The sequence below is a fragment of the Bacillus sp. 16GRE42 genome, from assembly GCF_019837435.1.
In the GTDB taxonomy this organism is placed as follows: Bacteria; Bacillota; Bacilli; order Bacillales; family Bacillaceae_G; genus Bacillus_A; species Bacillus_A wiedmannii.
On sequence record NZ_JADAXF010000001.1, the window covers coordinates 223,359 to 238,594 of the forward strand.

Annotated in this window: 17 protein-coding genes and 2 pseudogenes; 14 read left to right on the top strand and 5 right to left on the bottom strand. The window is 31.3% G+C overall.

The genetic code is table 11. The annotated features are described in order from the left end of the window. Nucleotides 1–39: 39 nt before the first annotated feature. The 12 genes and pseudogenes from ILS93_RS01195 to ILS93_RS01250 all read left to right on the top strand — a co-directional run bounded on the left by ILS93_RS01195 (nt 40) and on the right by ILS93_RS01250 (nt 9,064). Nucleotides 40–498, top strand: coding sequence for a GNAT family N-acetyltransferase (locus ILS93_RS01195; RefSeq protein WP_098101551.1), 459 nt, complete (start codon nt 40–42; stop codon nt 496–498). Between the two features lie 60 nt (nt 499–558). Further along, nucleotides 559–892: pseudogene (locus ILS93_RS01200) on the top strand (NUDIX domain-containing protein). Nucleotides 893–1,091: 199 nt separating this feature from the next. Next, entirely contained in the window at nt 1,092–1,364 is a 273-nt protein-coding gene (locus ILS93_RS01205) for a heterocycloanthracin/sonorensin family bacteriocin (protein WP_064475399.1), read from the top strand. A 102-nt stretch (nt 1,365–1,466) separates the two neighbouring features. After that, a complete protein-coding gene (locus ILS93_RS01210) occupies nt 1,467–2,483 on the top strand; it encodes a serine hydrolase domain-containing protein (protein ID WP_222659728.1) in 1,017 nt (338 codons plus the stop codon). 31 nt (nt 2,484–2,514) lie between these two features. Then, nucleotides 2,515–2,658 carry a hypothetical protein gene (locus ILS93_RS01215; RefSeq protein WP_000653369.1) on the top strand — a complete coding sequence of 48 codons (144 nt, stop codon included), beginning with the start codon at nt 2,515–2,517 and terminating at the stop codon, nt 2,656–2,658. Between the two features lie 284 nt (nt 2,659–2,942). Further along, nucleotides 2,943–4,151 (top strand): L-lactate MFS transporter, encoded by a 1,209-nt coding sequence (locus ILS93_RS01220; RefSeq protein WP_064475401.1) that lies wholly within the window; start codon nt 2,943–2,945, stop codon nt 4,149–4,151. 289 nt (nt 4,152–4,440) lie between these two features. Continuing rightward, nucleotides 4,441–5,067 carry a cadmium resistance transporter gene (locus ILS93_RS01225; RefSeq protein ID WP_064475402.1) on the top strand — a complete coding sequence of 209 codons (627 nt, stop codon included), beginning with the start codon at nt 4,441–4,443 and terminating at the stop codon, nt 5,065–5,067. Between the two features lie 189 nt (nt 5,068–5,256). Beyond that, nucleotides 5,257–5,682 carry a GNAT family N-acetyltransferase gene (locus ILS93_RS01230; RefSeq protein ID WP_064475403.1) on the top strand — a complete coding sequence of 142 codons (426 nt, stop codon included), beginning with the start codon at nt 5,257–5,259 and terminating at the stop codon, nt 5,680–5,682. A 206-nt stretch (nt 5,683–5,888) separates the two neighbouring features. Further along, on the top strand, nt 5,889–6,332 hold the full coding sequence (locus tag ILS93_RS01235) for an NUDIX hydrolase (protein ID WP_000757647.1): 444 nt from the start codon (nt 5,889–5,891) through the stop codon (nt 6,330–6,332). Between the two features lie 30 nt (nt 6,333–6,362). After that, on the top strand, nt 6,363–7,493 hold the full coding sequence (dnaN, locus tag ILS93_RS01240) for a DNA polymerase III subunit beta (protein ID WP_222659730.1): 1,131 nt from the start codon (nt 6,363–6,365) through the stop codon (nt 7,491–7,493). A 22-nt stretch (nt 7,494–7,515) separates the two neighbouring features. Next, nucleotides 7,516–7,995: an NUDIX hydrolase gene (locus ILS93_RS01245; protein WP_064475405.1), complete on the top strand. Its 480-nt coding sequence runs from the start codon at nt 7,516–7,518 to the stop codon at nt 7,993–7,995. A gap of 130 nt (nt 7,996–8,125) precedes the next feature. Continuing rightward, complete coding sequence (locus tag ILS93_RS01250; RefSeq protein ID WP_064475406.1) at nt 8,126–9,064, top strand: hypothetical protein; 939 nt, start codon at nt 8,126–8,128, stop codon at nt 9,062–9,064. Nucleotides 9,065–9,124: 60 nt separating this feature from the next. On the opposite strand, the gene ILS93_RS01255 is transcribed toward ILS93_RS01250, so the two are convergent. Further along, the gene (locus ILS93_RS01255) at nt 9,125–10,087 is read right to left on the bottom strand and encodes an MBL fold metallo-hydrolase (RefSeq protein ID WP_064475407.1); all 963 of its coding nucleotides are present in this window, start codon (nt 10,085–10,087) and stop codon (nt 9,125–9,127) included. 296 nt (nt 10,088–10,383) lie between these two features. Between ILS93_RS01255 and ILS93_RS01260 the strand changes: the two are divergent. Next, nucleotides 10,384–10,976: pseudogene (locus tag ILS93_RS01260) on the top strand (hypothetical protein). 152 nt (nt 10,977–11,128) lie between these two features. Next, complete coding sequence (locus ILS93_RS01265; RefSeq protein ID WP_064475408.1) at nt 11,129–11,524, top strand: RidA family protein; 396 nt, start codon at nt 11,129–11,131, stop codon at nt 11,522–11,524. 723 nt (nt 11,525–12,247) lie between these two features. Here the strand turns inward: ILS93_RS01265 and ILS93_RS01270 are convergent. From ILS93_RS01270 to ILS93_RS01285, 4 genes are all read right to left on the bottom strand, one after another. Continuing rightward, a complete protein-coding gene (locus tag ILS93_RS01270) occupies nt 12,248–13,063 on the bottom strand; it encodes a YwqG family protein (protein ID WP_222659732.1) in 816 nt (271 codons plus the stop codon). A gap of 78 nt (nt 13,064–13,141) precedes the next feature. After that, nucleotides 13,142–13,549 (bottom strand): DnaJ family domain-containing protein, encoded by a 408-nt coding sequence (locus tag ILS93_RS01275; RefSeq protein WP_064475410.1) that lies wholly within the window; start codon nt 13,547–13,549, stop codon nt 13,142–13,144. Nucleotides 13,550–13,570: 21 nt separating this feature from the next. Beyond that, nucleotides 13,571–14,746, bottom strand: coding sequence for an alpha/beta hydrolase (locus ILS93_RS01280; protein WP_222659734.1), 1,176 nt, complete (start codon nt 14,744–14,746; stop codon nt 13,571–13,573). A gap of 79 nt (nt 14,747–14,825) precedes the next feature. Then, nucleotides 14,826–15,191, bottom strand: a complete 366-nt coding sequence (locus ILS93_RS01285; RefSeq protein ID WP_088046690.1) for a hypothetical protein — start codon at nt 15,189–15,191, stop codon at nt 14,826–14,828. Between the last annotated feature and the right edge of the window lie 45 nt (nt 15,192–15,236).

A 15,236-nucleotide genomic window follows, 5' to 3' on the forward strand; every position in this document is an offset into this window, starting at 1 on the left:
ATATATAAATACATTCTTTTTATAAAGGAGCTTACAATATTGAATGTCCAGTTAAAAGTTGTTACGAGAGAGAATTGGGAAGATGCATTAAAGTTACAAGTTAAAGAAGAGCAAATAAAATTTGTTCCATCTGTAGCAGTTTCACTTGCTAAAGTGTATATAAAACCAGATGGAGACAATGTAGAGTATATACCATTTGCGATATATGACGGCAATCTAATGGTTGGTTTTATTATGCATGCTGTTGTAAGAGAAACAACTGATATGTATTGGATAAATGGATTTATTATTGATCAAATGCAGCAAGGTAATGGGTATGGTAAAGCGGCATTACAAGAAAGTATTTACTTAATAAAAAATACATGTAAGGCGTGTAAAGAAATTAGATTAACAGTACATAAAGATAATGTCTTTGCAAAGAAACTGTATGAACTTTACGGTTTTCAACCATTGGGACATGAATATGATGGTGAGCAAGTATATCGTTTGTTCGTTTAAGTAATACGAAGTAAAGATGTGAAATGAAAGATGAAATTAAATAACTGGGAGGAATAGCAATTGAAAAATAAATTTCACCATATTGTACGCGCTGTTATGATAAAGGATAAAAAATTGTTAATGTCTGAATATATTGGCCATCATTATTTTTTACCAGGTGGTCATGTTGAAGTTGGCGAATCAGCTGAGAATGCATTAATAAGAGAACTACGAGAAGAACTCGGAGTAAACTGTAGTATAAAAAACTTTTTAGGAGTCATAGAAAACCAATGGGAAGACCGAGAAGTTATTCATCATGAAATCAATCACATTTTTGAAGTAGATTCGCAAGAGTTACATATTAGAAAGAAAATTAAGTGATGAACTACTCAACTGTTGGATTAGTAATTTTTAAGCACCTCTATTAATAGTAAATACGTCCACTGAAAGGAGATTAAGAAAATAGGCTATAAAACAAGGTACATCACCTAGTGTAAGTTCATATTTTGTTGATGTACGCATTTAGTCTATAGTCTTATTTCTACTTTGTTTGCAAAAATAGATAAACTGTAACATTTGGACGGAATTTATTTGTATAAATGGAGGGTTTCGTAATGAATCAGTTTCAACAAGAATTACAATCATTAAACCTTAATGATTATCAATCTGGTAATGTTGTGTATTGGGATCAACTACAACAAAATCAATATCCATACTATTACATTCAAGACGAAGCGCGTCGTTGTGGCGGATGTGGAGGTTGTGGTGGACGCTGTGGTGGATGTGGCGGCGGAAGATGCGGAGGTTGTGCAGGACGTTGTGGCGGATGCGTAGGTTGCGCTGGATGTTTCAGCTGCTTTAATTGCTGGAACTGGTGGATCATTTAAGTATAGAACATCAATAATATTTCACATGAAAGAAAGGTGTAAATACTATTTTATACTTTTCTTTCATGTTGTAATTTTTTATTCATGGTAAGGGGGATTTATTTGTATACGTACGATAAATTGATTTCTTGGGTTGAGAATATAAAAGAAGAAAATCATAGTTCTGCAACAGCACTGTGCATTATAAAAGATAATAAAATTGTACTAGAGCATTATAGTGGTCATCATTCAAATATATCTACAAGTAAAAAAATAACAGCATCTTCACAATTTAATGTTGCTTCTGCGAGAAAAAGTTATTTAGGATTAATGGTAGCATATGCGCTTTACGAGGGGAAAATAAATTCTATTGATGACGAGGCGATAAAGTACTTTAATGATTTCGACCCTGTATTACTTGGTAAAACAACGATAAGACATTTAGTAACCCATTCGCACGGTTTAGGAGAAACGAATGACGGGACAATTTTTCGTGAATTTGAACCTGGACAAGCATGGGCGTATAGAGATATTAATGTAAGAATGGTAACACGTCTTATTTATCAGCTATATAACAAAAGTTTTCCTGAATTGTTAAAGGAGCGTGTTTTTGATCTAGCTAACTTCAAAGAAACAGGTTGGAGAATTCAGCAAGATGAAAACTTAGTTAAAGTTGTTGATAATCCAAATGAAGACGCAATTAGTGAAATTGGTACGGTAGATGATGGTACTGAAAAAAATCTGTTTGTCTCAGCTAGAGAATTTGCTTATTGGGGCAATCTTCATTTAAAGCAAGGTGTGATAAATGGTAAGAAAATTATTCCAAAAGAAGTGATAGAAATTGCAACAGGTTTGCAGAGTCCAACATTTACAAACAATGAACTACCACAAAACGGGTTGTTTTGGTATGTTCAAAATGAACCTGCGCTTTCAAGTGAACTTGGTGAACGAGTGCCGAAAGGATCGTATCAAATATTAGGAATTACAGGACCGACTCTTTTAGTAATACCTGAATGTAATGTAGTTGTTGCGAAAATGTACAATAAAAGATATAACTACGGCGGTGATAATTATTTATATTATTTACGTGAATTTAGCAATTTAGTCGCTGATACATTTCGTAACGGTAATAGGGCATAATTACACCTATAATGAAAAGGAGTGAAAGAAAATGAAAGATAAAATGAATAAAAACAAAAAACAAAATATTAAAGATGTGAATACAGAACAAAATGCAATTTATAGCGATCCTAAAGATGCTGCTAATATGCAAACGGTACCGCAGCCGAAGGATTTTGATGAAATTGAATACTAATTTTTCGTTCATCGGACTATATGATGAATGAAAAATACATCTTAAGTCCCATCACATAACAAAAATCTTTTGGTATCCTATATACATAAGCATTCGAAAATGTCTTATCTTAACAAAGCTTTCTTTAAGTAAATCTAATATAACCTGCAAAAAGACACTTCATTATGAAGTGTCTTTTTGTGTATATGAACTTAATTTCCATTTTCCACACAGTATCTTGCATTTTATGATGGTTATACTAACTGTGAAAAATCATGTCAAAATAAAAGAAGGGGACAGTTAGTATGAAACAAACTTCTATAAATCCGTTACTAATTGTTCTAGGTACAATTATTGTTCAAATTGGCCTTGGAACAATTTATACATGGAGTTTATTTAATCAACCCCTTGTTAGTAAGTTTGGATGGAACCTCAATTCCGTAGCGATAACTTTCTCCATAACAAGTTTTTCATTATCATTCTCAACCTTATTTGCAGGAAAGTTGCAGCAAAAATTAGGACTTCGTAAACTCATCGCTACTGCAGGGATTGTTTTGGGGCTCGGTTTAATACTTAGTTCACAAGTTTCTTCCTTACCATTACTATATTTATTAGCTGGTGTCGTTGTTGGTTATGCAGATGGAACTGCTTATATTACATCACTATCTAATTTAATTAAATGGTTTCCAAATCGAAAAGGACTTATTTCTGGTATATCTGTTTCGGCATATGGAATGGGCAGCTTAATCTTTAGATATATAAACGGAAGTCTTATCGATAGTCTTGGTGTATCACAAGCATTTTTATATTGGGGTATCATCGTTTTACTTTTAGTATTAACCGGATCGTTCTTCTTACGTGAAGCAATAGTGAGTAATACTGTAACTGAGACATTACACAATGATTATACGCCTCGTGAAATGATGCGAACGAAACAAGTATATCTTTTGTTTTTTATGCTATTCACATCGTGTATGGGCGGTCTATATTTAATCGGTATGGTGAAAGATATTGGGGTACAGCTCGTTGGACTTAGTGCAGCAACCGCCGCTAACGCCGTTGCAATGATTGCAATTTTTAATACGGTAGGTAGAATCGTTCTTGGAACGTTATCAGATAAAATTGGCCGAATGAAAATTGTCTCTGCAACGTTTATTATTATTGGATTGTCAGTCTTTACTTTAAGTTTCATTCCACTAAATTACGGTATTTATTTCGCTTGTGTAGCAAGTGTTGCCTTTTGCTTTGGTGGTAATATCACAATCTTCCCAGCAATTGTTGGAGATTTCTTCGGATTAAAAAACCATAGTACAAATTACGGGATTGTATATCAAGGTTTCGGGTTTGGTGCACTTGCAGGAGCGTTCATTGGAGCATTACTTGGTGGATTTCAACCGACCTTTATTATAATCGGTGTTTTAAGTGTTATTTCCTTCATTATTTCGATTTTAATTCGTCCACCAAAAGCAGAAAAGAATAAAGAAACACAACATTTGTATCGGAAGATAGCTTAATTATAAAAAGAGTCCTTATATAGGGCTCTTTTTATATTGCAAAATATTTGATTTTCCGTTTTTACTACTCGTGTAGGAAGAAAAGAATTACTTAATTCTAAGTAAAATGATTTGAAAAGTAATAAAATGATTTATTTCTCAACGAACTAAGTAGCAGATTAGTAAAATATTCATATGGTTTTATAAAAGGAACTGAAATGTTATTTTAAACCTACATTAACCAATTTTTTTATTAGACATGAAATTCATTTATATACCAGTATTTTATTATAAAGGTAGTTGGCTTATATTGGTTACAACCATAATTTCTTCTTTTATGGCATTCACTTCAACAAATATTGATGACATTTTTATACTCCTTGTTTTATTTTCACAAGTAAAGACAGGAGTAATTAAGAAAGAAGGTAGAGCTGTCCGGGAAAAAACTAAGATGAAAGAACTTTATATTGTTGTTGGACAATATTTAGGGTTTAGTGTAATTATTTTCCTAAGTATCATTGGTTCTTTAAGCTCTTTTTTCATTCCTATATCGTGGATTGGGTTATTAGGATTCGTGCCAATGTATATGGGGGTAAAAGTACTATTGTCACTTCGTTCTTATAAAAGGAATGAAGTCATTGATAACGCTTCTAGCTCATTATTTAAAGTAGCCTCGATTACATTAGCTAATGGAGCTGATAATATTTCAATTTATATACCCATGTTCGCTAGTCAAAATCTTAAAACTAATATTGTTACATTAGTTATCTTTTTTTGTATGATAGCAATATGGTGTTTTATTAGCTACACATTGTTAAGAGCTCCTATTTTAGCTAAAGTACTTGAGAGAAATTGTCATATTATCGTTCCAATTGTTCTAATTGGCTTAGGAATGTTCATTCTTTTTCGCAGTAATACAATTGAATTATTGTACTAATATGTTAAAACTAACGGAAGTTTTAATTAAAAAGAATCAAACGCCGTATAAAGCCGTACTACAGATAAAATGTAGTACGGCTTTTCTTTATTTTAGTGAAATGAAACAGTGCTCTACGACTATTAAGTTAGACAGGATATTACGATTATTAAATTGAATATATACTTTAAAAGGAGTGTGCTACTTAAAATGAAAATAGTAAAACAATGGGTCCAAGAAGATAGTGATTACATAAGAGAAAAAGTAATTGAATATAACCAAAAACATATTTCGGATGAAGAGAAAAAGCCTTCAGAAAAAATTAGTTTTATAGTGAGAAATGAAAAGGAAGAAATTGTAGGCGGAATAACTGCAATTACATTTTGGCACCACGTACATGTCGATTTCCTTTGGGTTTCTGATGAGTATAGACACGAAGGCTACGGAAGCAAGTTATTAAAACTTATTGAAGAATTTGCAATTGAAAATGAATGTAGGCTAATCAATTTAGATACTTTTAGCTTTCAAGCTCCTGATTTTTATAAAAAGCATGGATATAAGGTGATTGGAGTAAGTGAAGACCACCCTAAAGGGCACAATCGATATTATTTAGAAAAAAGATTAGAAAATATATAGAATCCCAAAATAAAGCATAAAGAGCGTACGTTGAATATTTACTTTCAAAATACGTTCTTTTTTATTTAGTAATGAAGGTTTATCGATTATTACTTTTACTAAGAGCAGATAAATGAACTACTCTATTAACTTTTTTATATTTTAAAACGATTAAATGGTAGAATGTAACAAAGGCAGAAAATTCTCGTTATTAAAGGTGGACTTAGATGAAAAAAGTAAATGTTACATATGCACTTTTATACGATAATACAAACGAAAAGATCTTAATGGTAAAAAACAAAGGAAAGAACGGTTCTTATTACACGCTACCAGGTGGCGCAGTTAAATTGGGAGAAACGTTAGAAGAGGCAGTAACTCGGGAAGTGAAAGAAGAAACAGGGTTACATATAACTGTAAACGGTATTTGTTCTATCAGCGAAGCTTTTTTCGAAGAGAGAGGTCACCATGCAATTTTCTTTAATTTTTTAGGCGAAATAATTGGCGGAGAGACATATATATCAAGGCCAAAAGAAATTGAAGAGATTACTTGGATGGAATTACATAGAGCAGCACCGCATTTACGTATACCAGAACACTTATTAAATACATTACAAAGGAAAGAAACAGTACCTTACTTCTTTAACGGAACAATCATTCATCAATCTTCATAAAATTATCATTTCATGTAAGGCGGGGAAAAAATGGAGTTTATCGTTAATCATAAACATTTCACTCAAGCACTTTCAGAAGTAAGTAAAGCTATATCTACCAAAGCTATAATCCCTATACTATCCGGTATAAAAATAATTGCAGATCAATCTGGAATTACTTTAATCGCAAGTAATTCAAATATTTTCATCGAAAAATTCATCCCTAGTTCTAACGAAGACGACCAAATTACAACTATATTAAAAGTAGGGACTATTGTAGTACCTGCAAAATATTTCATTGAAATTATAAAGAAAATGCCAAGCAATGTAACAATAAAAAGTAAGGATGAGCAAATCATTGCGATACAGTCAGAAGAAATTACATTAAACTTAAATGGACTTCCAACATATGAGTTTCCGAATGTACCACTTATAGACGATCATGCAAAAGTACAAGTAGAAACGGAACAATTGATTGAAGTGTTTAAACAAACAGCCTTTGCAGTAGCTAAAAATGAATCTAGACCTGTTCTTACTGGTGTTCATTTAGAGTTAGATTATACTAAGTTAATTTGCGTAGCAACTGATTCACATAGACTTGCTATACGCGAAACGAAAATATCTACAGATGTGAAAGCAAGTTGTATCGTACCAAGTGCAACTATTAGTGAACTGCTAAAATTAATGAATAGTAATTCAGAATTCGTATACATCTATCTTTCAGAAAGTCACATTATTTTTACATTCGGTACAACTACATTATATTCAAGATTAATTGAAGGAAAATATCCTAATATATCTAGTTTAATTCCAAATGAATTTCAAACAGTCATTAACGTAGATAGAAACAGGATTTTACAAGGTGTAGATCGATCAAACTTATTAGCAAGCGAATGGGCAAATAACAATGTCAACTTAGAAATCATAAACGAATCAACAATTAAAATTTCTTCTAATGCTTCTCAGATTGGAAAAATATCCGAGACACAACAGATAGATAAGATTCAAGGTGAAAAACAATTAAATATATCTTTTGATGGACGATTTATGATGGATGCCTTAAAGGCAATAAAAGAAGAAACGGTTACTTTAAGTTTCAGTGGTTCTATGAGACCGATATTAATTGAAGCAGGGACACAATCTGCAGCAGTACATCTTATATCTCCAGTAAGAGCTTATTAATAACAAAGGAAGGAATCACATTATGTACAAGCACACTTTATGTTTTATAAAGAGAAATGAAGAGATACTTATGTTAAATAGAGAATATGACCCTGTAAAAGGATTATGGAACGGGGTAGGTGGAAAGATAGAAAAGGGAGAAACACCTTTAGAAAATGCGATTCGTGAAATAAAAGAAGAGACTAATATAGAAGTTAAGCATGATCAAATTCAATTTAAAGGCATTATTAAATGGGAGGATTCTTCATATTCTGGCGGTATGTATATTTATCTAGTAGAGCTACTTAGTGAATTTACATATCAAACTCCCAAAAAAGCATCAGAAGGAATTTTAGATTGGAAAGAGATTTCTTGGATTTTAAGTGACTATAATTACGGCGTAGGAGAGATGATACCTAAATTTTTATCTAAAATACTCCACAATGAATTAATATTAGAACACAACTTTGTTTTATCTAATCATAAATTAATAGATTATAGGAATGAAGAATTGGCTAAGTAGGACAGTTCTATAGATAATATAGTTCAATTATAAAAAGCAGGAATTGTAATCTATAATACACAGCACAATCATTATAACCTAAATATAAAAGCCATAGATTATTCGAAGAGTAGCCAAGGAGAAAACTTATATGAGGATGAGTGTAATGAAGAAAATAATTATTTTACTCATAGCTGTAGTTCTAATTACTTTTGCTTTTTATCAATTCAATAAAAAAGATAGTTTAGCTAAAAATGATAAGGTGTATGTAGAAGACTTTAAAGGTAAAAATGATTCAAACAAAATACAATCTGCTATTAATAAAGCAGAGGCTAGTACAATTAAAACAGTATTGCTTGAGGATAAGAAATATAAAATTACGTCACCAATCGTAGTGAAAAAAGGTGTAAAATTATTATTCGGTTATGGAACACAGTTTGTTGTTGAAGGTAATTTTAGAGTTCTAGAATTAGAAAAAAACGCTTCTATCGAAGGAGCTTATATAGCGATAGACGATCCTACATTTAATTCTGAAGTTATATATTTAGACGGAAAAAATAAGTATTATAACACTTGGCACAAAACACAAATAAAAGATATAAATATTATTAATTGGACAGAAACGAATAAAGGTACCGGAATTTCATTGTATGCTGGTGGGAAAGAAAATGAAATTTCATTTATTAACTTTGAAAATATAAAAGTTGTAGGAATGGAAACTGGGCTGAAATTAGTAGCAAAGAAACCGCAATCTGGTTATGCTTGGATAAATGCCAACCGTTTTATGAACTTCTCACTTGAAGATTGTGTAAATATGATTTATATGGATAGTAATGTAACTACACCAAATGAAATTAGTGGGAACCAATTTACAAATCTACAAATACAACCATCAAGTAAAACGAAAAATATAGTAAGAGTAAGTGGACAGTATAACGAGTTCAATGGAATGGTGTGGGATTTACAGAAAATCAATCACGAAAACGAACTCATTGAACTAACTGATAAAAGTATGAATACGGTTATTAATATTACCTCTGTACAAACAAATAGAGTTTTAGATAGCGGGAAAGCAAACATAGTGAAATAAGTTTACATACAGAAAAAGAGCGAATTCCTTATAAAAGGGTTCACTCTTTTTTATTTATAATTAAATTTCTCTCCACCAGGCTGATGACGGATAGTCTGTAGATTTTAACGTAGTCGATTCACCAATTTGCGGCGTTGCGATTTTAACTCCTAAACGTTGTGCTTCTTTCGTAACTCGTTCAATCGGATCACTCCATTCATGTAATGCTAATGTAAAAGCACCCCAATGAATCGGAAGAAGTAATTCTCCTTTTACATCAATATGAGCTTGTACCGTTTCTTCAGGCAACATATGAATCGCAGGCCATCTCGGATCATATTGCCCGCATTCCATCAATGTAAGATCAAATGGACCGTATTTATCACCAATTTCCTTAAAGTGAGGAGCATAGCCGCTATCACCACTAAAAAAAACCTTAGTCTCTTGACCAAGAATAAGCCATGAACACCATAACGAACAATCTCTATCTGTCATACTTCGTCCTGAGAAATGCCTTGCAGGTGCACAAACTAATTTTATATTATCAAACGCAATTTCGTCCCACCAATTATGCTCACTAATTTTACTAGGTGAAACGCCCCATTTCATTAAATATTGCGCAACTCCAGTTGGAACATAAAAATGTTTTGCACGATCTTTTAACTGCATAATACTCTTGTAATTCAAATGGTCATAGTGATTATGTGAAATGATAATCGCATCAATTTCTTGAAGCTCTTCACGTTCTAAAGAAAAAACACCACTATAACGTTTACTATTAAACAGAGGAAATGGGGAAGAGGCATCTCCAAACATCGGGTCTAATAACAATGTTTTACCTTCTATTTTTAAAAGAGAAGCAGAGTGCCCAAACCATGTCAGACTCTCTAAAGATTCATTATTTTTATTCGATAAAACAGTAGGTAAATTCTTTACAGGACGCAGCTTTGTTTTCATTTTAAAGTAATCCGTCATTAAACCTATAATATCTTTCGGTTTAAAACTTACATCAGTATGAATTTGATTTATATATTTCTTTTTCATTCGTTCTCCTTTTTACGTTTAACAATATACGTATGTTGTTATTGTAGCTAATTGTAGTTTAAACGAAATCATTTTACCTTTCATCTTTAATGCAGTACCTTTCATAAATTTGTAAAATTCATTATTCTTATATATAAAATACAAATCATATAGCAGCAGATAAAACCAATATAAAGTAAATGTAAATTGTTTTAATTTAGTAAATACCTTCTTATACGCAACGAAGAACATACGTTTCATTGTATGTTATAGAAGTAAATACGCCTTTAAATAATAAAAGGAAGGAGAATTAATAAATGCAAGTAATTAGAAAAAAGTACTCAAAATGTAAACTATCAAAATCTGAAATAACGCAGCTATATGCAGAAGGGAAGAGCACCTCAGAAATCGCTACACTTGCTAATGTTTCTGCTAGGTATATTCGTATGGTGTTAACAGAGAATAACGTTCCAAGGCGCGCTATAGGGAGTTGGAAGAGAAAGTATGACATAACAGAAGATTATTTTAAAACGTGGTCAAATAACACAGCTTATATTTTAGGGTTTATAGCAGCAGATGGTATCATACAGAAAGAAAATCAATACAACTATTTTCAAATTGGATTTATAAAGACAAAGATATTTATTTGCATAGAAAATATGAAGTGTTTCAGAAAGAAAGTCTAAGTTTAGACCAAGTACAAGATCGAAAACTAAAACAAACTCAAACTGCCGTTAAACAAAGAAAACAAAATTTCCTTAAAGAATATGTGAAAAATAAATGCAATGCTACAACTTGTTCAAATTTAGAAATAAGCGAATCGACTTTTAAACGTTGGTTAAAAAATGATAATCAATTTAAAAGAGAGTATGAAGAGATTAATTTGACAAGTTCCACTAGCGATAACTAAATATAAAACTCTAGAAAACCTTAGTATAGGTATGAAGATAGCTATACTAAGGTTTTTAATTTGAAATCATTAAAGGATTCTTAGTTTTATTTATGGAACATAATAAATACATGGATTTTACAATTAATTTACTAAAAAAGGAGAGAGACACCATGCAAAAGAAATTTATCAATCCAGAAACGATGCCACCAACTTTTGGATACTCGCATGTAGTCGAAATTAGTAACGCAAAACGAACAATTTACATATCTGGGCAAGTAGCAATAAATACTGATGGTCAAATAGTTGGTGTTGGTGATTTAGCTACACAAACGCAACAAGTATTCGAAAATATTAAAAGTGCATTAGAAACTTCGGAATTACAATTTAATGATGTAGTAAAATTAACATTTTTCTTAACAGATATTTCTCAAATGGCCATTGTTAGAGATATACGAGATCAATACATAGATACTAAAAATCCACCAGCAAGTTCAGCTGTAGAAGTTAGAAAGTTAATTACCGATAACTTATTAATTGAAATTGAAGCAATTGCTGTAGCAAACTAATTTTAAAAACTTATTATTAATAATTTATCCATGCAATTCGTTTAATGCGTTCATTTAAAACGAATTGCATTTTTTATTGTCTTAAATATAATTTATACTTGAAGACATTATCATCAAGAACTTATAAAACAAATAACTAAACAATCCATCACACAGAATGATTTAAAAGAAAAAGGGGAGGCTAACCACTAAAACTAACTTATAATAAGTTTATTACTTTTCACTAGTTAACATAATATATATTATAGGTAGTTATAGAAACAAAGCAATCTCAGGTATCAAAAACCAAGTAAACTATACTTAATGAGACGAAACGGAGATTTTTAGTGAAATTTAAATAAAATCGTATCTAAACGAATTTCTACAGTTTTTATCAATCTTTTTGTTATAAATCCATCACATCAAATTCAAATCAATAATCCATTAAGATTTAACGAATTAAAATCATTTTTGATCGGCAAGAAATTCTCATGTAAAAAATTATTTCTATACAAAATATAAATTAGTAATTTTATTTTATGTTTTACTTAATGAATTTATATTGCTATTTACACACGTTTTATAACTTTACTTTATTTGTTGTTATTTCTGTTATTTACGCTTGACTTTCCTTACACTCATTGCTCTTTATTCTAGTTAACATAACGTTTATTTTTAACATAAAAAAATCTCCCTCACCTTTAGGAAGATTTTTTAGCTTGCTAGTATTTCATTTATATATTTTTAATAACAATCCCAATTGTAAATAACATTGGAAAAATCTAGATTTAATAAATCTTCTTTCTTTATAAAGAAATTAGCAACACCAGAATCTCCCCACATAATATTTAATGAATCATCTGTATCAATTTGCAACAATAACATGTCATGTTGCTGGTATTTTTCTTCCCATTCCCTTGGATCTGTCTGTGTGAAAAATGGATAACCACCAACTTTATGCCCTTGATCTTCACATAAATCATCATACAGTTCGCCTAATTCTGTATTATTTTCTTCATCAACAATTTCTTCCCAATCAATTTCCTCGCTAAACATCTTTTCAAATCGATAATCCCTTGGTGTTACGGGTTGATAACCTAATTCAAACTTTAATTTTGCTGCTTCAGGTATGATAAAGTCCTCTAATTCAAAAGTATTTAAATAACTAAAATCAGTAATAACCTTATTCAAATCTTCTATAATTGTAGAATGATAAATAATTCGAAAGTCTTTTTGGGTTGTTGGATGGTCAAAATCTGCTCCGTAAAGTTCATCTTCAGCACTTACGAAAAACTGTAACATTCCCTTTTGAGGCATATATAAAACATGCGGCATTTCTTCAAAGTTTAACTGCGCAAGTAACATCATAGGTTGTCCATTTGAATCTTTAGGATGCTCTTGATCTATAGGTAAATACGGATAACCACCAAACTTACTCTCAAAAAGCGTTGTCTCTGCTTTCGCTCCAGACACTTTAATATACGGCTTCACACTTTCTTCTAAAATACTACGATACTGCTCTAGTTCTTTCGGAATTTGAAGTTGATACGTATTCTTCATTACATTTGCCTCCCTTTAATAATGAATTGAAAATGCCTTACTTAATTATATAGCAAGAGATAGCTGCGTTGAAAATCGTTAAATATCAGTTTTCATCCTCGTTTTTTGCGCACTTGGTGGACAAAGTAAATTATGTTCTAAAACTTTTTTATTAATAGTTCGAATTAAATTAGCTGCTTCTGCAGTATTTGTATTTTCTTTTAGTCTCTCTTTTAAATCATCAATTTCTTTTGAAAGCTCAATCCACCTAGGTAAAACATGATTATTCTTTAGCGTTCTATACAGTTGCTTTTCAGGATTGTAAGAAAGATCATTATCAAGATTAAGAGGCTTCCCTTTACCGGGTAAATTATCAAAAGACCCTTTCTTTTCTGCTTCTTTAACGATAGAACTAATATGATCCTCATACGTAAAGGACCAAACCTTCTCATCTTTTACTAATATCTCTTGCTTTTTTAGTTTTTTATCTAGTTCTTCTTGATTCATAGACTCTCTCTCCTTTTTAATTTAGAGTGTCGTTTTTGTAAGTTTTAATGCTTTCAATCCATCAAACAACTTTTCTCGCCACCAAACACCGTCATGTCCGCATTGAAACTCTTCATAAGTAATTTGGTATCCTTTTCCTTTTAAAGCTTTATACAGGCGTCTATTAGCTGTTAAAAGAGGTTTGTTTTCAAGTTCTCCTGCTGCAATATAAAAATGAGGTTGAATCGCATTTAAATCTATAGATGAAATTTGATTTTCATAACCATCCTTTTTCCAATGCACGGATCCAGACATTGACAACACGTTTCCGAAAACATGTGGATTTTGAAGCGCTGCATAAAACGCTGCTATGCCACCAAGACTGAAACCAGCAATTGTTGTATGATTCTTTTCTTGATATACGTGATACCTAGCTTTAATCCACGGAAGTAGTTCCTCCGTTAAAAATGTATTCATTTTATCGTTATAAGTTAGCTCTTCTAGTCGATCAACAGAATCTATTGCAACAGCAATACAAGATGGGATTTCTTTTTCGTATATTAAATAATTGAGTGTTCTTGCGATTGAAAGGTTATGAATGAATGAATTCCCATCAAACACAATGAGAAGTTCTTGAAGATGTGAAGTGTGAGAATAGTCATGAGGCGTATAAATATAAATTTTACGTGTGTTATTTAAAATCGTACTATGAAAAGAATATGTTTCAATTTTTCCGGATGGATAATGGTTTGAAGGAAAACGACTGCTATACTGTATTTCCATCCCTATGTTTAACACAGACGCTTTATTGGCACCGTCTTCAAATGTATTTCCATTAAATTTGTCTAGTTCGTACTGTTCACTACGCTTTATCCAATCATTTTCAAAAAAATCGTTTACTGAAAAATAATAAGTTGAAATAAAACTCTTATCTGTCCTAAACGTTTTATACCATATATCTGTCTGTAACAATCGTTTTAATTGATTTACAGACAGATCCCAACCAGGAAAACTACCGAATACATAAACATTTTCAGTTTTTTGGTCTCCTAACCATATATACGTTATAAGCTTATACTTATTATCTACAGGACATTGTTCTATTAGTGGTGTATTATTCGACTTTATTTCATGTAAAAAAGTATAAAAAGCTGTCTCATTTCCATTCTTTAATTGATTATTAAGCTCCTCTAACTTAGGACTAATTATTGAAGTCACCCATCTTCCTCCTTTGTATTTCTTTTCACTAGATTGTTTTTATAAAAATTAGGATTAGGATGTTATGTATTTAGATGAGTTATTTATTAGAAAGTTTATCAATTGCCTGAATTGAAAGTTCCAATGCTTTTATCCGTCTTGTTAAAAGCGTTTTTTGAGGACTTCCAGCTTTAAACTTATCATAGGCCCTCTCAATGGATGGAAGCAAACCAGCAAGGACATTACGAGCTTCTGCTAACTCTTCTTGACTATACTGGTGACTTTCTTGATTCCAAACGTTTTCTAGTACTGCTAACCCTACGCAAACTGCTTTAAGTCGTTTTTTTACTAATGTAGTATTTGCACCTTTTTGATTCATTTGTGATAGCGCATTTTCAAGTTTACGAATAGTCGATTGTAAAGATTTTATTGATTCCAATTTATCTATATTTGATACGTTTTCCATTTTACTGTTGTTCCTCCCGTTTTAATTTCACTCGAAATATTTTAA

Bases quoted from the DNA above. Each gene is read 5' to 3' on its own strand.
- ILS93_RS01205 (WP_064475399.1), top strand. From the start codon at position 1,092: ATGAATCAGTTTCAACAAGAATTACAATCATTAAACCTTAATGATTAT.
- ILS93_RS01215 (WP_000653369.1), top strand. From the start codon at position 2,515: ATGAAAGATAAAATGAATAAAAACAAAAAACAAAATATTAAAGATGTG.
- ILS93_RS01220 (WP_064475401.1), top strand. From the start codon at position 2,943: ATGAAACAAACTTCTATAAATCCGTTACTAATTGTTCTAGGTACAATT.
- ILS93_RS01230 (WP_064475403.1), top strand. From the start codon at position 5,257: ATGAAAATAGTAAAACAATGGGTCCAAGAAGATAGTGATTACATAAGA.
- ILS93_RS01235 (WP_000757647.1), top strand. From the start codon at position 5,889: ATGAAAAAAGTAAATGTTACATATGCACTTTTATACGATAATACAAAC.
- dnaN (WP_222659730.1), top strand. From the start codon at position 6,363: ATGGAGTTTATCGTTAATCATAAACATTTCACTCAAGCACTTTCAGAA.
- ILS93_RS01245 (WP_064475405.1), top strand. From the start codon at position 7,516: ATGTACAAGCACACTTTATGTTTTATAAAGAGAAATGAAGAGATACTT.
- ILS93_RS01250 (WP_064475406.1), top strand. From the start codon at position 8,126: ATGAGGATGAGTGTAATGAAGAAAATAATTATTTTACTCATAGCTGTA.
- ILS93_RS01255 (WP_064475407.1), bottom strand. From the start codon at position 10,087: ATGAAAAAGAAATATATAAATCAAATTCATACTGATGTAAGTTTTAAA.
- ILS93_RS01265 (WP_064475408.1), top strand. From the start codon at position 11,129: ATGCAAAAGAAATTTATCAATCCAGAAACGATGCCACCAACTTTTGGA.
- ILS93_RS01270 (WP_222659732.1), bottom strand. From the start codon at position 13,063: ATGAAGAATACGTATCAACTTCAAATTCCGAAAGAACTAGAGCAGTAT.
- ILS93_RS01275 (WP_064475410.1), bottom strand. From the start codon at position 13,549: ATGAATCAAGAAGAACTAGATAAAAAACTAAAAAAGCAAGAGATATTA.
- ILS93_RS01285 (WP_088046690.1), bottom strand. From the start codon at position 15,191: ATGGAAAACGTATCAAATATAGATAAATTGGAATCAATAAAATCTTTA.